27 protein-coding genes are annotated in these 17122 nt (G+C 56.5%); 26 read left to right on the top strand and 1 reads right to left on the bottom strand.

Annotated features, from left to right (window positions below; genetic code table 11):
• Positions 1–9: 9 nt before the first annotated feature.
• The 26 genes from rplB to bfr all read left to right on the top strand — a co-directional run bounded on the left by rplB (position 10) and on the right by bfr (position 14075).
• Positions 10–834 carry a 50S ribosomal protein L2 gene (gene rplB / locus J3Q04_RS22630; RefSeq protein ID WP_007924198.1) on the top strand — a complete coding sequence of 275 codons (825 nt, stop codon included), beginning with the start codon at positions 10–12 and terminating at the stop codon, positions 832–834.
• Positions 835–850: 16 nt separating this feature from the next.
• Positions 851–1126, top strand: a complete 276-nt coding sequence (rpsS, locus tag J3Q04_RS22625) for a 30S ribosomal protein S19 (RefSeq protein WP_002555486.1) — start codon at positions 851–853, stop codon at positions 1124–1126.
• A gap of 11 nt (positions 1127–1137) precedes the next feature.
• The gene (rplV, locus tag J3Q04_RS22620) at positions 1138–1470 is read left to right on the top strand and encodes a 50S ribosomal protein L22 (protein ID WP_003103908.1); all 333 of its coding nucleotides are present in this window, start codon (positions 1138–1140) and stop codon (positions 1468–1470) included.
• A gap of 13 nt (positions 1471–1483) precedes the next feature.
• Positions 1484–2170, top strand: a complete 687-nt coding sequence (gene rpsC, locus J3Q04_RS22615) for a 30S ribosomal protein S3 (RefSeq protein ID WP_003176422.1) — start codon at positions 1484–1486, stop codon at positions 2168–2170.
• Positions 2171–2182: 12 nt separating this feature from the next.
• The gene (rplP, locus tag J3Q04_RS22610) at positions 2183–2596 is read left to right on the top strand and encodes a 50S ribosomal protein L16 (RefSeq protein ID WP_003186052.1); all 414 of its coding nucleotides are present in this window, start codon (positions 2183–2185) and stop codon (positions 2594–2596) included.
• Positions 2596–2787 carry a 50S ribosomal protein L29 gene (gene rpmC / locus J3Q04_RS22605; RefSeq protein ID WP_002555481.1) on the top strand — a complete coding sequence of 64 codons (192 nt, stop codon included), beginning with the start codon at positions 2596–2598 and terminating at the stop codon, positions 2785–2787. The genes rplP and rpmC overlap by 1 nt, the downstream gene beginning before the upstream one ends.
• A 2-nt stretch (positions 2788–2789) precedes the next feature.
• Positions 2790–3056 carry a 30S ribosomal protein S17 gene (gene rpsQ / locus J3Q04_RS22600; RefSeq protein WP_003194644.1) on the top strand — a complete coding sequence of 89 codons (267 nt, stop codon included), beginning with the start codon at positions 2790–2792 and terminating at the stop codon, positions 3054–3056.
• A 23-nt stretch (positions 3057–3079) separates the two neighbouring features.
• A complete protein-coding gene (gene rplN, locus J3Q04_RS22595) occupies positions 3080–3448 on the top strand; it encodes a 50S ribosomal protein L14 (protein WP_420767526.1) in 369 nt (122 codons plus the stop codon).
• Positions 3449–3459: 11 nt separating this feature from the next.
• Positions 3460–3774, top strand: a complete 315-nt coding sequence (rplX, locus tag J3Q04_RS22590; protein ID WP_003186046.1) for a 50S ribosomal protein L24 — start codon at positions 3460–3462, stop codon at positions 3772–3774.
• A gap of 20 nt (positions 3775–3794) precedes the next feature.
• Positions 3795–4334 carry a 50S ribosomal protein L5 gene (gene rplE, locus J3Q04_RS22585; RefSeq protein ID WP_030140492.1) on the top strand — a complete coding sequence of 180 codons (540 nt, stop codon included), beginning with the start codon at positions 3795–3797 and terminating at the stop codon, positions 4332–4334.
• 13 nt (positions 4335–4347) lie between these two features.
• A complete protein-coding gene (rpsN, locus tag J3Q04_RS22580; RefSeq protein WP_003186042.1) occupies positions 4348–4653 on the top strand; it encodes a 30S ribosomal protein S14 in 306 nt (101 codons plus the stop codon).
• Between the two features lie 210 nt (positions 4654–4863).
• On the top strand, positions 4864–5256 hold the full coding sequence (gene rpsH, locus J3Q04_RS22575; RefSeq protein WP_017848802.1) for a 30S ribosomal protein S8: 393 nt from the start codon (positions 4864–4866) through the stop codon (positions 5254–5256).
• Between the two features lie 12 nt (positions 5257–5268).
• On the top strand, positions 5269–5802 hold the full coding sequence (gene rplF, locus J3Q04_RS22570) for a 50S ribosomal protein L6 (protein ID WP_003186039.1): 534 nt from the start codon (positions 5269–5271) through the stop codon (positions 5800–5802).
• Positions 5803–5812: 10 nt separating this feature from the next.
• The gene (gene rplR, locus J3Q04_RS22565) at positions 5813–6163 is read left to right on the top strand and encodes a 50S ribosomal protein L18 (protein ID WP_003186037.1); all 351 of its coding nucleotides are present in this window, start codon (positions 5813–5815) and stop codon (positions 6161–6163) included.
• Between the two features lie 3 nt (positions 6164–6166).
• A complete protein-coding gene (gene rpsE / locus J3Q04_RS22560; RefSeq protein ID WP_003186035.1) occupies positions 6167–6667 on the top strand; it encodes a 30S ribosomal protein S5 in 501 nt (166 codons plus the stop codon).
• A 2-nt stretch (positions 6668–6669) separates the two neighbouring features.
• Positions 6670–6846: a 50S ribosomal protein L30 gene (gene rpmD / locus J3Q04_RS22555; RefSeq protein ID WP_003176408.1), complete on the top strand. Its 177-nt coding sequence runs from the start codon at positions 6670–6672 to the stop codon at positions 6844–6846.
• Between the two features lie 3 nt (positions 6847–6849).
• Positions 6850–7287, top strand: a complete 438-nt coding sequence (gene rplO / locus J3Q04_RS22550) for a 50S ribosomal protein L15 (protein ID WP_003186032.1) — start codon at positions 6850–6852, stop codon at positions 7285–7287.
• On the top strand, positions 7288–8616 hold the full coding sequence (gene secY / locus J3Q04_RS22545; RefSeq protein WP_018612224.1) for a preprotein translocase subunit SecY: 1329 nt from the start codon (positions 7288–7290) through the stop codon (positions 8614–8616). It abuts the gene before it with no gap.
• A 30-nt stretch (positions 8617–8646) separates the two neighbouring features.
• Entirely contained in the window at positions 8647–8763 is a 117-nt protein-coding gene (rpmJ, locus tag J3Q04_RS22540; RefSeq protein WP_002555468.1) for a 50S ribosomal protein L36, read from the top strand.
• A 130-nt stretch (positions 8764–8893) separates the two neighbouring features.
• Entirely contained in the window at positions 8894–9250 is a 357-nt protein-coding gene (rpsM, locus tag J3Q04_RS22535; RefSeq protein ID WP_009045849.1) for a 30S ribosomal protein S13, read from the top strand.
• A gap of 30 nt (positions 9251–9280) precedes the next feature.
• A complete protein-coding gene (rpsK, locus tag J3Q04_RS22530; protein ID WP_002555466.1) occupies positions 9281–9670 on the top strand; it encodes a 30S ribosomal protein S11 in 390 nt (129 codons plus the stop codon).
• Between the two features lie 18 nt (positions 9671–9688).
• A complete protein-coding gene (rpsD, locus tag J3Q04_RS22525; protein ID WP_003176404.1) occupies positions 9689–10309 on the top strand; it encodes a 30S ribosomal protein S4 in 621 nt (206 codons plus the stop codon).
• Between the two features lie 22 nt (positions 10310–10331).
• Positions 10332–11333: a DNA-directed RNA polymerase subunit alpha gene (locus J3Q04_RS22520; protein WP_420767527.1), complete on the top strand. Its 1002-nt coding sequence runs from the start codon at positions 10332–10334 to the stop codon at positions 11331–11333.
• Between the two features lie 42 nt (positions 11334–11375).
• Positions 11376–11762, top strand: a complete 387-nt coding sequence (rplQ, locus tag J3Q04_RS22515) for a 50S ribosomal protein L17 (protein ID WP_003176402.1) — start codon at positions 11376–11378, stop codon at positions 11760–11762.
• 241 nt (positions 11763–12003) lie between these two features.
• Positions 12004–13452, top strand: a complete 1449-nt coding sequence (locus J3Q04_RS22510) for a catalase (RefSeq protein WP_434609255.1) — start codon at positions 12004–12006, stop codon at positions 13450–13452.
• A gap of 158 nt (positions 13453–13610) precedes the next feature.
• Complete coding sequence (gene bfr, locus J3Q04_RS22505) at positions 13611–14075, top strand: bacterioferritin (RefSeq protein ID WP_420767529.1); 465 nt, start codon at positions 13611–13613, stop codon at positions 14073–14075.
• A gap of 79 nt (positions 14076–14154) precedes the next feature.
• Here bfr and uvrA read toward each other — a convergent pair whose 3' ends face one another.
• The gene (gene uvrA, locus J3Q04_RS22500) at positions 14155–16989 is read right to left on the bottom strand and encodes an excinuclease ABC subunit UvrA (RefSeq protein ID WP_420767530.1); all 2835 of its coding nucleotides are present in this window, start codon (positions 16987–16989) and stop codon (positions 14155–14157) included.
• Positions 16990–17122 lie beyond the last annotated feature (133 nt).

The following is a 17122-nucleotide window of genomic DNA, read 5'->3' as shown; positions in this document are numbered from 1 at the left end:
GGGTGCATCATGGCAATCGTTAAATGCAAACCGACTTCCCCTGGCCGCCGTTTTGTGGTCAAGGTGGTCAACCAGGAGCTGCATAAAGGCGCTCCTCACGCACCGCTGCTCGAGAAAAAATCGAAGTCTGGTGGTCGTAACAACAATGGCCGTATTACCACTCGTCACGTTGGTGGTGGTCATAAGCAGCATTATCGTCTGGTCGACTTCCGTCGCAACGACAAGGATGGCATCGCTGCCACCGTCGAGCGTATCGAATACGATCCAAACCGTACTGCTCACATCGCTCTGCTGCTGTACGCAGATGGCGAGCGTCGCTACATCATCGCCCCTAAAGGCGTGAGCGCTGGCGACCAGCTGATCGCAGGTGCCTTGGCGCCGATCAAGCCGGGCAACGCTCTGCAACTGCGTAACATTCCAGTTGGTAGCACCGTACACGGCATCGAATTGAAGCCAGGTAAAGGCGCGCAAATCGCTCGTTCCGCTGGTGCTTCGGCTCAGCTGATCGCTCGTGAAGGTGTCTACGTGACCCTGCGTCTGCGTTCTGGTGAGATGCGTAAAGTACTGGCTGAATGCCGTGCGACCCTGGGCGAAGTCTCGAACTCCGAGCACAGCCTGCGTTCGTTGGGTAAAGCTGGTGCCAAGCGCTGGCGTGGCGTTCGCCCAACCGTTCGTGGTGTTGCCATGAACCCGGTTGACCACCCACATGGTGGTGGTGAAGGTCGTACCTCTGGTGGTCGTCATCCGGTATCGCCATGGGGCTTCCCGACTAAGGGCGCGAAGACTCGTGGTAATAAGCGTACCGACAAAATGATCGTCCGTCGTCGCAAGTAAATAGAGGGATACGACAGTGCCACGTTCTCTGAAAAAAGGTCCTTTTATTGATCTTCACCTACTGAAGAAGATCGAAGTGGCGGCGGAAAAGAACGATCGCAAACCAGTTAAGACCTGGTCGCGCCGTTCGATGATCCTGCCACAAATGGTCGGTCTGACCATCGCTGTACACAACGGTCGCCAGCACGTCCCAGTTCTCGTGAACGAAGACATGGTCGGCCACAAACTGGGCGAGTTCGCCGGTACCCGCACATACCGTGGGCACGTGGCTGACAAGAAAGCCAAGCGTTAAGGGGTAAGGAAATGGAAGTAGCCGCTAAGTTGTCGGGCGCTCGAATCTCCGCCCAGAAAGCCCGCTTGGTCGCCGACCAGATCCGCGGGAAGAAGGTGGGCGAAGCGCTCAACCTGTTGGCTTTCAGCAGTAAGAAAGCCGCCGAGATCATGAAAAAAGTGCTGGAGTCGGCCGTAGCCAACGCCGAGCATAACGAAGGCGCAGACGTTGATGACCTGAAGGTCAGCACCGTTTTCGTCAACGAAGGGCGTTCGCTGAAGCGCATCATGCCACGTGCCAAAGGCCGTGCTGATCGCATCGTCAAGCGGTCTTGCCATATCACTGTCAAGGTTGCTGACAAGTAACGGAGTCGAAGAGATGGGTCAGAAAGTACATCCCATTGGCATTCGCCTGGGAATCGTCAAGGAGCACACCTCCGTCTGGTACGCAGACGGCCGGACTTATGCGGACTACTTGTTCGCTGATCTGAAGGTGCGTGAGTATCTCCAAGACAAACTAAAAAGCGCGTCCGTCAGCCGTATCGATATCCATCGTCCGGCTCAGACTGCACGTATCACCATCCACACCGCTCGCCCAGGTATCGTTATCGGGAAGAAAGGTGAAGATGTTGAGAAACTGCGTCAGGACCTGACCAAGCAAATGGGTGTGCCTGTGCACATCAATATCGAAGAGATCCGCAAGCCGGAACTCGACGGTATGCTGGTTGCGCAGAGCGTAGCTCAGCAGCTGGAGCGCCGTGTAATGTTCCGTCGCGCTATGAAGCGCGCTGTACAGAACGCAATGCGCATTGGTGCCAAAGGCATCAAAATCCAAGTGAGCGGTCGTCTCGGCGGTGCTGAAATCGCACGTACTGAATGGTATCGCGAAGGTCGTGTGCCACTGCACACCCTGCGTGCCGACATCGACTATGCCAACTACGAAGCTCACACCACCTACGGTGTGATCGGTGTAAAGGTTTGGATCTTCAAAGGCGAAGTAATTGGTGGTCGCCAAGAAGAACTGAAGCCACAAGCACCAGCGCCTCGTAAAAAAGCTGCTAAGTAAGGGGTACGCCAAATGTTGCAACCAAAGCGTACGAAGTTCCGCAAGCAGATGACCGGTCACAACCGTGGCCTGGCATTGCGCGGTAGCAAAGTCAGCTTCGGCGAGTTCGCGCTGAAGTCTGTTGCTCGTGGTCGTCTCACCGCTCGTCAGATCGAGTCAGCGCGTCGTGCTCTGACCCGTCACGTAAAACGTGGCGGCAAGATCTGGATCCGTGTATTCCCGGACAAGCCTGTCACCAAGAAGCCACTCGAAGTTCGGATGGGTAAAGGTAAGGGTAACGTGGAGTACTGGGTTGCCCAGATTCAGCCAGGCAAAGTCCTGTACGAAATCGAGGGTGTTTCTGAAGAGCTGGCGCGTGAGGCTTTCGCCCTGGCTGCTGCAAAGCTGCCGCTCGCCACCTCCTTTGTTAAACGGACGGTGATGTGATGAAAGCGAATGAACTTCGTGAAAAATCAGCACAGCAGCTGAACGAGCAACTGCTCGGCCTGCTGCGCGACCAGTTCAATCTGCGTATGCAGAAAGCAACTGGCCAGTTGGGGCAGTCTCATCTGCTCTCGCAAGTTAAGCGTGACATCGCTCGCGTGAAAACTGTGCTCAACCAGCAGGCAGGTAAGTAATCATGGCTGAAGCCGAAAAAACTGTCCGTACGCTGACTGGCCGTGTTGTCAGCGACAAGATGGACAAAACCATCACCGTTCTGATCGAGCGTCGCGTTAAGCACCCGATCTACGGTAAATACGTTAAGCGTTCGACTAAGCTGCACGCGCACGACGAAACCAATCAGTGCCACATCGGCGACAAGGTCACTATTCGTGAGACTCGTCCGATGGCCAAGACCAAGTCTTGGGCGCTGGTTGATGTTCTCGAACGCGCTGTGGAAGTCTAAGGGCTAGGGGTCGGAGAAATTATATGATTCAGACTCAATCCATGCTCGATGTGGCCGATAACAGCGGCGCTCGCCGTGTTATGTGCATCAAGGTGCTGGGTGGCTCCCATCGTCGTTACGCTGGTATCGGTGACATCATCAAAGTTACCGTCAAGGAAGCAATTCCTCGCGGTAAGGTGAAAAAAGGCCAAGTGATGACTGCTATCGTAGTCCGCACTCGCCACGGTGTTCGTCGTGCTGACGGCTCCATCATCCGCTTTGATGGCAACGCTGCTGTTCTGTTGAACAACAAGCAAGAGCCAATCGGCACCCGTATCTTTGGGCCAGTGACCCGTGAACTTCGTACTGAGAAGTTCATGAAGATCGTCTCGCTCGCCCCAGAAGTGCTGTAAGGAGATCCGACATGCAAAAGATTCGTCGTGACGACGAGATCATCGTGATCGCCGGCAAAGACAAGGGTAAGCGCGGTAAGGTGCTGAAGGTTCTTGCTGACAACCGTCTGGTTGTTGGTGGTCTGAACCTGGTCAAGCGTCATACCAAGCCTAACCCGATGTCGGGCGTACAAGGCGGTATCGTCGAGAAAGAAGCGCCACTGCACGCTTCCAACGTCGCCATCTTCAACGGCGAAACCAACAAGGCTGACCGCGTTGGTTTCAAAGTAGAAGACGGTAAGAAAATTCGTGTCTTCAAGTCGACCCAAAAAGCGGTTGATGCTTGAACACTGCTAGGTAGAAGACCATGGCACGACTAAAAGAGATTTACCGGAAGGAAATCGCACCGAAACTTAAGGAAGAACTTAAGCTTTCGAACGTGATGGAAGTTCCGCGCGTTACCAAAATCACCCTGAACATGGGTCTGGGCGAAGCGATCGGCGACAAAAAAGTCATCGAGCATGCCGTTGCCGACCTGGAAAAGATCACCGGTCAGAAAGTCGTTGTGACTTACGCTCGGAAATCCATCGCTGGCTTTAAAGTCCGTGAAGGTTGGCCGATCGGCGTCAAAGTGACCCTGCGCCGTGAGCGTATGTACGAGTTCCTGGATCGTCTGCTGTCGATCTCCCTGCCTCGGGTTCGCGACTTCCGCGGCCTGAATGCCAAGTCCTTCGATGGTCGTGGCAACTACAGCATGGGCGTGAAAGAGCAGATCATTTTCCCGGAAATCGATTACGACAAGATCGATGCTCTCCGCGGTCTGGACATTACCCTGACCACCACTGCTCGGACGGATGAAGAAGGTCGCGCGCTGCTGCGTGCTTTCAAATTCCCGTTCCGCAACTGATTGGAGTAGGACAATGGCCAAGAAGAGCATGAAGAACCGTGAGCTGAAGCGTCAGCTCACCGTTGCCAAGTACGCCACCAAGCGTGCAGCGCTGAAAGCTATCATCGTTGATCTGAACGCAAGTCCAGAAGCGCGTTGGGAAGCTACCGTAGCACTGCAGAAGCAGCCACGTGACGCCAGCGCCTCGCGCATGCGTAACCGCTGCCGCCTGACTGGTCGTCCGCACGGCGTGTACCGCAAGTTCGGCCTCGGCCGTAACATGCTGCGTCAAGCCGCTATGCGTGGTGACGTTCCAGGTCTGGTCAAAGCCAGCTGGTAAGCACTGTCAATGTCCTGGTGTTCGGGGTCGCGAGATCCTGACCGCCGGTGACCTTGAACTTGAATCAAGCCCCTTTTGGGGCTTGATTCATTTCTGGGGTGTGTCTAGAATACCCGGCTCGCCTGAGCCCGTGTTTTTATTGCGCGGATGCGCTCGGCGACACGTACTAGCCGAAAGGCTAATTTTTTGTGTATTAGGAGCGTCTAGCCCATGAGTATGCAGGACCCGTTAGCGGACATGCTAACTCGTATCCGTAATGCCCAGATGGCTGAAAAGTCCGTCGTAAGCATGCCATCTTCCACGTTGAAGGTAGCTGTTGCCAAAGTCCTGAAGGACGAAGGTTACATTGCGGGTTATCAGATCAGCAGCGAAATCAAGCCTCTGCTGTCCATCGAGCTGAAGTACTTCGAAGGCCGTCCGGTCATCGAGGAAGTGAAGCGCGTTAGCCGTCCTGGCCTGCGTCAGTACAAGTCCGTTGAGGATCTGCCGAAAGTTCGTGGCGGCCTGGGCGTGTCTATCGTCTCCACCAACAAAGGTGTGATGACGGATCGTGCTGCGCGCGCTGCCGGTGTCGGCGGCGAAGTTCTTTGCACTGTGTTCTAAGGGGGGATAAGCATGTCACGCGTCGCTAAGAACCCCGTTAAGCTGCCAGCCGGTGTCGAAGTCAAATTCGCAGGCCAACAGCTTTCGGTGAAGGGTGCCAAGGGCACTCTGCAACTGAACATCCATTCGTCCGTTGAGATCGTTGAAGAAGCTGGTGAGCTGCGTTTCGCTGCTCGCAATGGCGATCAACAGACTCGCGCAATGGCTGGTACCACTCGTGCGTTGGTTAACAACATGGTCCAAGGCGTAAGCCAAGGCTTCGAGCGCAAGCTCCAGCTGGTCGGTGTTGGTTACAAAGCGCAAGCAAAAGGCACAGTGCTGAACCTGGCTCTTGGCTTCTCGCACCCAGTGGATTATGAACTGCCGGAAGGCATCACCGCTGAGACTCCTAGCCAGACCGATATCCTGATCAAGGGCATCGACAAGCAGCTGGTAGGTCAAGTGGCCGCCGAGATCCGCGACTTCCGTCCACCAGAGCCGTACAAAGGCAAAGGTGTGCGCTACGCGGACGAAGTCGTCCGTCGTAAAGAAGCCAAGAAGAAGTAGGGCATAGCAAATGACCGACAAAAAAGTTACTCGACTGCGTCGCGCTCGCAAAGCACGCCTGAAAATGCACGAACTCGAAGTCGTGCGTCTCTGCGTGTTCCGCTCGTCGCAGCACATCTACGCCCAGGTCATTTCGGCCGACGGCAACAAAGTCCTGGCAAGTGCCTCGACTTTGGATAAAGAACTGCGTGATGGCGCCACTGGCAACATCGACGCGGCCACTAAGGTTGGCCAGCTGGTCGCTACGCGTGCTAAAGCCGCTGGCGTCTCGCAGGTGGCTTTCGACCGCTCTGGCTTCAAGTACCACGGCCGCGTCAAGGCGCTGGCTGATGCTGCTCGTGAAGCTGGGCTGGAGTTCTAAGTTATGTCAAATAACGACCAAAAGCGCGACGAAGGCTACATCGAGAAGCTGGTTCAAGTTAACCGCGTAGCCAAAACCGTTAAAGGCGGCCGTATCTTCACTTTCACCGCGTTGACCGTGGTAGGTGATGGTAAGGGCCGTGTTGGCTTCGGCCGTGGCAAGTCGCGTGAAGTGCCTGCTGCGATCCAGAAGGCAATGGAAGCTGCTCGCCGCAACATGATCCAGGTTGATCTGAACGGCACCACCCTGCAGTACGCAATGAAGTCTGCCCATGGCGCTTCGAAGGTGTACATGCAGCCTGCTTCTGAAGGTACCGGTATCATCGCTGGTGGCGCTATGCGTGCTGTCCTCGAAGTTGCTGGCGTTCAGAACGTTCTGGCCAAGTGCTACGGCTCGACTAACCCAGTAAACGTGGTTCACGCCACTTTCAAGGGTTTGAAAGCAATGCAGTCTCCTGAATCCATTGCCGCCAAGCGTGGCAAAAGCGTCAAGGAGATCTTCTGATCATGGCTACCGTAAAAGTTACGCTGATCAAAAGCATGACCGGCCGCATCCCTAACCACAAACTGTGCGTTAAGGGTCTGGGTCTGCGTCGCATCGGTCACACTGTAGAAGTCCAGGATACTCCCGAGAATCGCGGGATGATCAACAAGGCTTACTACATGCTGCGTGTCGAGGGTTAATCGATGAAACTCAATGATCTGAGTCCAGCGCCGGGTTCCCGTCGCGAAAAGCATCGTCCGGGCCGTGGTATCGGTAGTGGTTTGGGCAAGACCGGTGGCCGTGGCCACAAAGGTCAGACCTCCCGCTCCGGTGGCACCATCGCTCCAGGCTTTGAAGGCGGTCAACAGCCGCTGCATCGTCGCCTGCCGAAGTTCGGTTTCGTTTCCCTGAAGGCCATGGACCGCGCTGAAGTGCGTCTGTCCGAGCTGGCCAAAGTGGACGGCGACATCGTCACCGTGCAGTCCCTGAAGGATGCCAACGTGATCAACCAGAACGTACAGCGTGTGAAAATCATGCTGTCGGGCGAAGTTGCTCGTGCTGTCACCATCGGAAAGGGAATCGGCGCCACCAAAGGTGCGCGTGCGGCTATCGAAGCAGCTGGCGGCAAGTTCGAGGAATAAATGGCTAAGCAAGGTGCTCTCTCTGCGCTCGGCAAAGGCGGTATGTCTGAACTCTGGGCTCGTCTGCGTTTTCTGTTCCTGGCGATTATCGTCTACCGAATAGGCGCACACATCCCGGTTCCAGGTATCAACCCGGACCGACTCGCGGACCTGTTTCGACAGAATGAGGGGACCATTCTTAGCTTGTTCAACATGTTTTCCGGCGGCGCGCTGGAGCGGATGAGCATCTTTGCACTGGGGATCATGCCGTACATTTCGGCATCGATCATCATGCAGCTGATGTCCGCTGTCAGTCCGCAGTTGGAGCAGTTGAAGAAGGAAGGTGAAGCTGGCCGTCGCAAGATCAGCCAGTACACCCGCTACCTCACTGTCGTCCTCGCTCTCGTCCAGGCCGTTGGCATGTCCATCGGTCTGGCGGGGCAGGGCGTAGCGTTCACTGGTGACTTTGGCTTCCATTTCGTCGCGGTAACCACTTTTGTGGCGGGCGCGATGTTCATGATGTGGCTGGGTGAGCAGATTACTGAGCGTGGTGTTGGCAACGGTATCTCGATGTTGATCTTCGCAGGTATCGTCGCCGGTCTTCCGAGAGCGATCGGGCAGTCTTTCGAGTCTGCGCGTCAGGGCGATATCAACATCTTTGCTCTGGTTGCCATCGGTTTGCTGGCAGTAGCGATTATCGGTTTCGTGGTGTTCATCGAGCGTGGTCAGCGTCGTATTGCTGTTCACTACGCCAAGCGTCAGCAGGGCCGTAAGGTTTTTGCTGCGCAGACCAGCCACTTGCCGTTGAAGGTGAACATGGCCGGTGTTATCCCGGCCATTTTCGCGAGCAGCATCTTGCTGTTCCCGGCTTCGTTGGGTGCCTGGTTCGGCCAGTCTGAAGGTATGGGCTGGTTGCAGGACATCTCGCAGTCGATCGCTCCTGGTCAGCCGTTGAATATTCTGCTGTTTAGTGCAGGGATTATTTTCTTCTGCTTCTTCTATACGGCGTTGATGTTCAATCCGAAAGACGTAGCGGAAAACCTGAAGAAGTCCGGTGCCTTTATTCCGGGTATCCGTCCTGGTGAGCAGTCTGCGCGCTACATTGATGGCGTTCTGACTCGTTTGACCTTGTTCGGTGCTCTTTACATGACGGCCGTCTGCTTGCTTCCCCAGTTCCTGGTGGTTGCGGCAAACGTTCCGTTCTACCTTGGCGGGACCTCGTTGCTGATCGTGGTCGTGGTTGTGATGGACTTCATGTCCCAAGTACAATCGCACCTCGTTTCGCACCAGTACGAATCCCTGATGAAGAAAGCCAACCTGAAGGGCTACGGCAGCGGCATGTTGCGCTGAGTAGCGTCCATAAGGTTCGAGGAGTTGGTGATGAAAGTTCGTGCATCGGTGAAAAAGCTGTGCCGCAACTGCAAGATTATTCGCCGCGAAGGTGTTGTTCGGGTAATTTGCAGCGCGGAACCGCGTCACAAACAGCGCCAAGGCTGAGTGTGATTGTGCTTTAAGCCCGGCAGCTAGTGCGCTGCCGGGTTGATTATTTGTTATTACAGCGATATTATCTCGCGCCCTATTTCTTGGCTTCCGGGGCGTAGGTAGCTGTCAATTGGAGTCCCACTGAATGGCCCGTATTGCAGGCGTTAACATTCCAGATAACAAGCATACTGTTATCTCGCTGACCTACATCTATGGTGTTGGTCGCACTACTGCACAGAAAATTTGTGCAGAGACTGGGGTCAACCCAGCCGCAAAGATCAAGGATCTGAGCGACGAGCAAATTGAACAGCTGCGTGGCGAAGTGGCGAAGTTCACCACTGAAGGTGACCTGCGTCGCGAAATCAACATGAAAATCAAGCGCTTGATGGACCTCGGTTGCTATCGCGGTCTGCGTCATCGTCGTGGTCTGCCAGTACGCGGTCAGCGTACCAAGACCAACGCGCGTACCCGTAAAGGTCCGCGTAAGCCGATCCGCAAGTAATCGCCCCAGCGAATCGACAGGAATTTAATCATGGCAAAACCTGCTGCTCGTCCTCGTAAAAAAGTTAAAAAGACAGTGGTTGATGGCATCGCCCACATCCATGCTTCTTTTAACAACACCATCGTGACCATTACCGACCGTCAAGGTAACGCTCTTTCCTGGGCTACCTCCGGTGGTTCGGGTTTCCGCGGTTCCCGCAAGTCCACCCCGTTCGCTGCTCAAGTAGCTGCTGAGCGTGCTGGTCAAGCTGCGCTGGAATACGGCCTGAAAAACCTCGACGTCAACGTCAAAGGTCCAGGTCCAGGTCGTGAATCCGCAGTCCGCGCTTTGAACGGCTGTGGCTACAAGATCGCCAGCATCACCGACGTGACGCCAATCCCGCACAACGGGTGCCGTCCGCCGAAGAAGCGCCGCGTGTAATCCAGGAGATTGTAAAGAATGGCTCGTTACATTGGTCCAAAATGCAAACTCGCTCGTCGCGAAGGCACCGATCTCTTCCTGAAGAGCGGCGTGCGCGCGATCGAATCGAAGTGCAACATCGAAGCAGCACCTGGTATCCACGGCCAACGCCGCGGTCGCCAGTCCGACTACGGCACCCAACTGCGTGAAAAGCAGAAGGTCCGTCGTATCTACGGCGTTCTCGAGCGTCAATTCAGCGGCTACTACAAAGAAGCTGCTGGCAAGAAAGGCGCAACCGGCGAAAACCTGTTGCAGCTGCTCGAATGCCGCCTGGACAACGTTGTATACCGTATGGGTTTCGGTTCTACTCGTGCCGAATCCCGTCAGCTGGTATCGCACAAGTCGATCAGCGTTAACGGCCAGACCGTGAACGTTCCGTCCTACCAGGTTCGTGCTGGTGACGTGGTTGCTGTTCGCGAGAAAGCAAAGAACCAACTTCGCATTGTCCAAGCTCTCGATCTGTGTGCCCAACGTGGCCGCGTAGAATGGGTAGAAGTAGACACTGAGAAGAAGTCGGGCGTTTTCAAGAACGTTCCTGCTCGCAGTGATCTGTCCGCCGACATCAACGAAAGCCTGATTGTCGAGCTCTACTCCAAGTAAGGGCTAGAAAATAGGTGCATCCATGCAGATTTCGGTAAATGAGTTCCTGACACCCCGCCATATTGATGTGCAGGTTGTCAGTCCAACCCGCGCCAAGATCACACTCGAGCCTCTCGAGCGTGGTTTCGGCCACACCCTGGGCAACGCGCTGCGCCGCATCCTGTTGTCCTCAATGCCCGGCTGTGCAGTAGTCGAGGCCGAGATTGACGGTGTGCTCCATGAGTACAGCGCCATCGAAGGTGTACAGGAAGACGTAATTGAAATCCTGTTGAACCTTAAAGGTCTGGCTATCAAGCTGCACGGTCGTGACGAAGTTACGCTGACCTTGTCGAAGAAGGGTTCGGGGGTGGTTACCGCTGCCGATATTCAGCTGGATCATGATGTCGAGATCGTTAACCCCGATCACGTAATCGCTAACCTGGCGTCTAACGGCGCCCTGAACATGAAGCTCACCGTAGCTCGTGGTCGTGGTTATGAACCGGCAGACTCGCGTCAGAGCGATGAAGACGAAAGCCGCAGCATTGGTCGCTTGCAGCTTGACTCTTCGTTCAGCCCGGTTCGCCGTATCGCATACGTGGTGGAAAACGCCCGTGTCGAACAGCGTACCAACCTGGACAAGCTGGTTATTGATCTGGAAACCAACGGTACCCTGGATCCTGAAGAGGCAATCCGCCGCGCTGCAACCATTCTGCAACAGCAGTTGGCTGCGTTCGTCGACCTCAAGGGTGACATCGTGCCTGAGGCTATCGAGCAGGAAGACGAGATCGATCCGATCCTGCTTCGCCCGGTTGACGATCTGGAACTGACTGTACGTTCGGCTAACTGCCTTAAGGCGGAAAACATCTACTACATCGGCGACCTGATTCAGCGTACCGAAGTAGAGCTGTTGAAGACTCCGAACCTTGGCAAGAAATCCTTGACTGAAATCAAGGACGTTCTGGCCTCCCGCGGTCTGTCCCTCGGCATGCGCCTCGACAACTGGCCGCCTGCAAGTCTTAAGAAGGACGACAAGGCGACTGCCTGATCGTCGTAATCACCGAACGTTGTGTTTGGTAAGGAATGAACCATGCGTCATCGTAAAAGTGGTCGTCACCTGAGCCGCACCAGCTCGCACCGCAAGGCCATGTTCCAGAACATGGCGGTGTCGCTGTTCGAGCACGAGCTGATCAAAACTACACTGCCGAAAGCCAAAGAACTGCGCCGCGTTGCCGAGCCGCTGATCACTCTGGCCAAGACAGACAGCCTGGCTAACCGCCGCCTGGCCTTCGACCGTACTCGTTCGAAAGCCATCGTTGGTAAGCTCTTCAACGACCTGGGCAAGCGTTACGCTACCCGTGAGGGTGGCTACCTGCGCATCCTCAAGTGCGGTTTCCGCGCTGGCGACAACGCGCCTATGGCGTACGTCGAGTTGGTTGATCGTGCTACTGCTGGCGAAGCTGTAAGCGCCGAGTAAGACGACAGTCTGCAACGAAGAACCGGGCCCAGTGCCCGGTTTTTTGTGCTCGCAAGAAAAAGAGCTTATTCATACAAGCTTGCTTGGGTCGCAAACGCCACTATATGGCGTTGGGGTTGTTGTTAGATAATTTCTATTGAAGCGCACAATTTAATGAATTTGTGGCGCTCATCTTGTTGATCAATACTCCTCACCAGCCGATTAGCCGGCAGTCCGAAGACCGACCTAGGAAGAATTGAGCATGAGCCAGATCAAAACGCTTACGACCGCCAGCGGCGCCCCCGTCGCCGATAACCAGAACTCTCGCTCCGCAGGTCCTCGTGGCCCGCTGTTGCTCGATGATTTCCACCTGATCGAGAAGCTTGCTCATTTCAACCGCGAAAATATTCCCGAGCGTCGCGTGCACGCTAAAGGGTCGGGCGCATACGGTACGTTTACCGTAACGCGTGACATTACCCAATACACCAGCGCCAAGCTGTTCGAATCGGTCGGTAAGCAGACGCCTACGTTCCTTCGCTTCTCTACCGTGGGCGGCGAGCGCGGTTCTGCGGATACCGAGCGCGATCCTCGAGGCTTCGCCCTTAAGTTCTACACAGAAGAAGGTAACTGGGACATCGTTGGCAACAACACCCCGGTGTTCTTCATCCGCGACCCGCTGAAATTCCCAGACTTCATCCACACTCAGAAACGCTTGCCGCAAAGCAACCTCAAGAGTGCCCAGATGATGTGGGATTTCTGGTCGCATTCCCCAGAGGCGCTGCACCAGGTCACCATTCTGTTTTCCGATCGGGGTATTCCTGACGGCTACCGTCATATGCACGGCTTCGGCAGTCACACCTACAGCCTGATCAATGGCCAAGGCGAACGTCACTGGGTTAAATGGCACTACAAGACCAAGCAAGGCATCAAGAATCTCGCGCCGGCAGAAGCCGCGCGCCTGGCGGGCACCGATCCGGATTACGCCCAGCGCGACCTGTTCAATGCGATTGAGCGCGGTGACTTTCCAAAATGGAGCGTCTGCATCCAAATCATGAGCGAAGCCCAGGCTGCGGCCCATTACGAGAATCCGTTCGACGTGACCAAGACCTGGTCGCAGAAGGAATTCCCGCTGGTCGAAGTCGGCGAACTCGAGCTGAATCGTAATCCCTTGAACTACTTTGCCGAAGTGGAGCAAGCGGCGTTCGGGCCGAGCAACATGGTGCCGGGCGTGGGTCTTTCGCCTGATCGCATGTTGCAGGGCCGTGTATTCGCCTACGCCGATGCTCACCGCTACCGCGTAGGTACCAACCACCAGCAACTGCCGGTGAATGCTCCCCGCAGCCCGGTCAATACCTACCAGCGCGACGGTTCCATGGCTTTTGGCAGTAACGGCGGCGCAGCGCCAAACTATGAGCCCAACAGTTACGTGGAGGCGCCGAAGCAAGCCCCGCGTTATGCGGAGCCGGCGCTGGCCCTCAGCGGTGCAGCGGATCGTTATGATCATCGCGAGGACACCGACTACTACAGCCATGCAGGTGCGCTGTTCCGCTTGATGAGCGAGGAACAGAAGGCGCTGTTGATCAGCAATATCGCCGGTGCAATGGCGGGCGTGTCGGCTGACGTGATTGATCGCCAACTGCAGCATTTCTTCAAGGCAGACCCTGCTTACGGAGAGGGTATCGCGAAGGCGTTGGGCGTACAGCTTAACTAAGTCTAAACGAGAAGCAGAACCGCCCTCATTTGGGCGGTTTTTGCGTTATTTAGCGCTCTTTTCTTAGATTATCTTCGCTTTTGTTGCGCTGGGCGAGTGACCTTGCAGTCAGCTTGGTTCAAACTAGAGCCTTTCAAAGCTTGTGGAGATGTAGGGCGATGCAAGGTCACCCAGACGTAATCGATTACCTCAACACGTTGCTGACCGGCGAACTGGCGGCCCGTGATCAATATTTCATCCATTCGCGGATGTACGAGGATTGGGGTTTTACCGAGCTCTACGAACGTATCAACCATGAGATGGAAGAAGAGGCTCAGCACGCCGATGCGCTGATGCGCCGGATCCTGATGCTTGAAGGCACGCCACGCATGCGTCCGGACGACCTGGACATCGGCACTACCGTGCCTGACATGCTCGCTGCCGACTTGCGTTTGGAGTACAAGGTTCGCGCTGCTTTGTGTAAAGGCATCGAGCTGTGCGAGCAGCACAACGACTATGTAACGCGCGAGATCTTACGTGTGCAGCTCAACGACACCGAAGAAGATCACACTTACTGGCTGGAAAAACAGTTGGGCCTGATCAAGCTGATCGGGTTGGAGAATTACCTGCAATCGCAATATTGATCGTAGGCAGGTTCTCTCTGGAAAACGAAAAGCCCCTGGCATCGATGGGATGCTAGGGGCTTTTTCGTGTCCGGGCCAATCAGTCCCGGTCACGCTCCAGCAATGGCTTGAGGTAGTGCCCAGTGTGGGACTGCTTCATTTCCGCCACTTGTTCCGGCGTACCCACCGCGATGATCTGTCCGCCCTTGGATCCGCCCTCCGGCCCCAGGTCCACCAGCCAGTCAGCGGTCTTGATCACGTCCAGGTTGTGCTCGATAACCACCACGGTGTTGCCGTGATCGCGCAGGCGGTGGAGCACGTCGAGCAACTGCTGGATATCGGCGAAATGCAGACCGGTGGTCGGCTCGTCGAGGATATACAGGGTCTTGCCGGTATCGCGCTTGGACAGCTCGCGGGATAGCTTCACCCGTTGGGCCTCCCCACCGGACAAGGTCGTCGCCGATTGCCCGAGCTTGATGTACGAAAGGCCTACATCCATCAATGTCTGGAGCTTGCGCGCCAATGCCGGCACCGCGTCGAAGAAGACCCGGGCCTCTTCGATGGTCATCTCCAGGGTTTCGTGGATGTTCTTGCCCTTGTACTTGATCTCCAGTGTTTCCCGGTTGTAGCGCTTGCTCTTGCATACGTCGCACGGCACGTAGATATCGGGCAGGAAGTGCATTTCCACCTTGATCAAGCCATCGCCCTGGCAGGCTTCGCAGCGTCCGCCCTTGACGTTGAACGAGAACCGGCCTGGCCCGTAGCCCCGTGAGCGCGATTCCGGTACGCCGGCGAACAGCTCACGGATCGGTGTGAACAATCCGGTGTATGTCGCGGGGTTGGAACGTGGCGTCCGGCCAATCGGGCTCTGGTCGATGTCAACGACTTTATCGAGATGCTCGAGGCCCTTGATGCTGTCGTGGGCGGCGGCTTCCAGGGTCGTGGCACCGTTCAAGGCCGTGGCGCTCAGTGGGAACAGCGTGTTGTTGATCAACGTCGACTTGCCGGAGCCGGATACGCCGGTGACGCAGGTCAGCAGACCAATGGGAATTTCCAGGTCGACATTGCGCAAGTTGTTGCCGCGGGCGCCCTTGAGGGTCAGCGACAACTTCTTGTTACGCGGCGTACGTTTGGCCGGCACCTTGATCTTCACTCGGCCAGACAGGTACTTGCCGGTCAACGAGTCAGGGTGCGCCATGACCTCGGCCGCCGTCCCTTGGGCGACGATGTGGCCGCCGTGCACGCCCGCGCCGGGACCGATGTCCACTACATAGTCGGCCAGGCGGATCGCGTCCTCATCGTGCTCGACCACGATGACTGTGTTGCCAATGTCCCGCAGGTGTTTCAGCGTTCCGAGCAAGCGGTCGTTGTCCCGCTGATGCAGGCCAATGGACGGTTCGTCGAGGATGTACATGACGCCCACCAGGCCGGCGCCGATCTGGCTGGCGAGGCGGATACGCTGGGCCTCGCCACCAGACAGCGTGTCAGCGCTGCGGTCGAGGGTCAGGTAGTCCAGGCCTACGTTCACGAGGAACTGCAAGCGCTCGCGGATTTCCTTGAGGATCTTGTCGGCGATTTCGCCCCGACGGCCCGTCAGCTTGAGCCCACCGAAATAATCGGTAGCATCGCCGATCGGCAGGCTGGTCACCGCCGGCAAGGTTTTCTCGCCGACCCACACGTGCCGCGCCTCCCGGCGCAAACGGGTGCCGCGGCAGTCCGGGCAGGGCTGGGTGCTGAGGAACTTGGCCAGTTCCTCACGCACGCTGGCCGACTCGGTCTCGCGGTAGCGCCGCTCCAGGTTGGGCACGATGCCTTCGAACGGGTGGGAGCGCTTGACGATATCGCCACGGTCGTTCAGGTATTTGAAGTCGACGTTTTGCGAGCCGCTGCCTTGCAGGATGAACTTCTGCTGTTCGGCGGGCAGTTCGTTGAAGGGTTTGTCCAGGCTGAACTTATAGTGAGCCGCCAGCGACCCGAGCATCTGGAAATAGTAGACGTTACGCCTGTCCCAGCCGCGAATCGCGCCCTCGGCCAGGGTCAGTTCGCCATTGACCAAACGCTTGGTGTCGAAGAACTGCTTGACCCCCAGACCGTCGCAGGTCGGGCAAGCGCCGGCCGGGTTGTTGAACGAGAACAGCTTGGGCTCCAGCTCGCTGATGGCGTGGCCGCAGATCGGGCAGGCAAAGCGCGCGGAAAAGATGATCTCTTCGCCGGGTTCGTCGTCCATCGGCGCAACCAACGCTATCCCGTCCGCCAGTTTCAGCGCTGTCTCGAAGGATTCGGCGAGGCGCTGTTGCAGGTCGCCCCGGACCTTGAAACGGTCCACTACCACGTCGATCGAGTGCTTCTTCTGTTTATCCAGCTTCGGCAGTTCGTCCAGCTCGCACAGCTTGCCATTGACCCGGGCACGTACGAAGCCTTGAGCGCGCAGTTCTTCGAACACCATAAGGTGTTCGCCCTTGCGCTCGCGTATGACCGGCGCCAGGAGCATCAACTTGCTGCCTTCGGGTTGGGCCAGCACCAGGTCGACCATCTGGCTGACGGTCTGGGCTTCCAGCGGGATGTCGTGGTCGGGGCAGCGGGGCATGCCGACACGCGCATACAGCAGGCGCAGGTAGTCGTAGATCTCGGTAATGGTGCCTACCGTCGACCTCGGGTTGTGGGAGGTCGATTTCTGCTCGATGGAGATCGCCGGCGACAGGCCTTCGATGGTGTCGACGTCGGGTTTTTCCATCATCGACAAGAACTGCCGGGCATACGCCGACAGCGATTCGACATAGCGTCGCTGGCCTTCGGCGTACAAGGTATCGAAGGCCAGGGATGATTTACCGGATCCGGACAGGCCGGTGATGACGATCAGCTTGTCCCGGGGCAGGGTCAGGTCGATGTTCTTCAGGTTGTGGGTACGGGCCCCACGAATCAGGATCTTGTCCAAAGTGGCCTCGCTCGGCGGGCGTCGAAAACGTAGGAGTATACGGGTAAACACTGGATGGATACACACTATCAAGTGTCATACATGAAGACTGCGCGGCAAACGGTCGCCATATACCCCCTCAATCGATGGGACT

The organism is Pseudomonas sp. D4-21 (genome assembly GCF_051132125.1).
Classification (GTDB): domain Bacteria; phylum Pseudomonadota; class Gammaproteobacteria; order Pseudomonadales; family Pseudomonadaceae; genus Aquipseudomonas.
Note: the sequence above shows the minus strand (reverse complement) of the source record. Positions and strands in the feature narration are given on the sequence as shown.

Excerpts from the sequence above, each read along its gene's own strand:
- rpmD (WP_003176408.1), top strand. The coding sequence starts at position 6,670 with ATGGCTACCGTAAAAGTTACGCTGATCAAAAGCATGACCGGCCGCATC.
- bfr (WP_420767529.1), top strand. The coding sequence starts at position 13,611 with ATGCAAGGTCACCCAGACGTAATCGATTACCTCAACACGTTGCTGACC.
- rpsQ (WP_003194644.1), top strand. The coding sequence starts at position 2,790 with ATGGCTGAAGCCGAAAAAACTGTCCGTACGCTGACTGGCCGTGTTGTC.
- rpsK (WP_002555466.1), top strand. The coding sequence starts at position 9,281 with ATGGCAAAACCTGCTGCTCGTCCTCGTAAAAAAGTTAAAAAGACAGTG.
- rplE (WP_030140492.1), top strand. The coding sequence starts at position 3,795 with ATGGCACGACTAAAAGAGATTTACCGGAAGGAAATCGCACCGAAACTT.
- rpsH (WP_017848802.1), top strand. The coding sequence starts at position 4,864 with ATGAGTATGCAGGACCCGTTAGCGGACATGCTAACTCGTATCCGTAAT.
- rplV (WP_003103908.1), top strand. The coding sequence starts at position 1,138 with ATGGAAGTAGCCGCTAAGTTGTCGGGCGCTCGAATCTCCGCCCAGAAA.
- rplP (WP_003186052.1), top strand. The coding sequence starts at position 2,183 with ATGTTGCAACCAAAGCGTACGAAGTTCCGCAAGCAGATGACCGGTCAC.
- rplO (WP_003186032.1), top strand. The coding sequence starts at position 6,850 with ATGAAACTCAATGATCTGAGTCCAGCGCCGGGTTCCCGTCGCGAAAAG.
- rpsM (WP_009045849.1), top strand. The coding sequence starts at position 8,894 with ATGGCCCGTATTGCAGGCGTTAACATTCCAGATAACAAGCATACTGTT.
- J3Q04_RS22520 (WP_420767527.1), top strand. The coding sequence starts at position 10,332 with ATGCAGATTTCGGTAAATGAGTTCCTGACACCCCGCCATATTGATGTG.
- rplB (WP_007924198.1), top strand. The coding sequence starts at position 10 with ATGGCAATCGTTAAATGCAAACCGACTTCCCCTGGCCGCCGTTTTGTG.
- rplF (WP_003186039.1), top strand. The coding sequence starts at position 5,269 with ATGTCACGCGTCGCTAAGAACCCCGTTAAGCTGCCAGCCGGTGTCGAA.
- rpsE (WP_003186035.1), top strand. The coding sequence starts at position 6,167 with ATGTCAAATAACGACCAAAAGCGCGACGAAGGCTACATCGAGAAGCTG.
- rplR (WP_003186037.1), top strand. The coding sequence starts at position 5,813 with ATGACCGACAAAAAAGTTACTCGACTGCGTCGCGCTCGCAAAGCACGC.
- J3Q04_RS22510 (WP_434609255.1), top strand. The coding sequence starts at position 12,004 with ATGAGCCAGATCAAAACGCTTACGACCGCCAGCGGCGCCCCCGTCGCC.
- rplN (WP_420767526.1), top strand. The coding sequence starts at position 3,080 with ATGATTCAGACTCAATCCATGCTCGATGTGGCCGATAACAGCGGCGCT.
- rpmC (WP_002555481.1), top strand. The coding sequence starts at position 2,596 with ATGAAAGCGAATGAACTTCGTGAAAAATCAGCACAGCAGCTGAACGAG.
- rpsD (WP_003176404.1), top strand. The coding sequence starts at position 9,689 with ATGGCTCGTTACATTGGTCCAAAATGCAAACTCGCTCGTCGCGAAGGC.
- rpsC (WP_003176422.1), top strand. The coding sequence starts at position 1,484 with ATGGGTCAGAAAGTACATCCCATTGGCATTCGCCTGGGAATCGTCAAG.
- secY (WP_018612224.1), top strand. The coding sequence starts at position 7,288 with ATGGCTAAGCAAGGTGCTCTCTCTGCGCTCGGCAAAGGCGGTATGTCT.
- rpmJ (WP_002555468.1), top strand. The coding sequence starts at position 8,647 with ATGAAAGTTCGTGCATCGGTGAAAAAGCTGTGCCGCAACTGCAAGATT.
- rpsN (WP_003186042.1), top strand. The coding sequence starts at position 4,348 with ATGGCCAAGAAGAGCATGAAGAACCGTGAGCTGAAGCGTCAGCTCACC.
- rplQ (WP_003176402.1), top strand. The coding sequence starts at position 11,376 with ATGCGTCATCGTAAAAGTGGTCGTCACCTGAGCCGCACCAGCTCGCAC.
- rplX (WP_003186046.1), top strand. The coding sequence starts at position 3,460 with ATGCAAAAGATTCGTCGTGACGACGAGATCATCGTGATCGCCGGCAAA.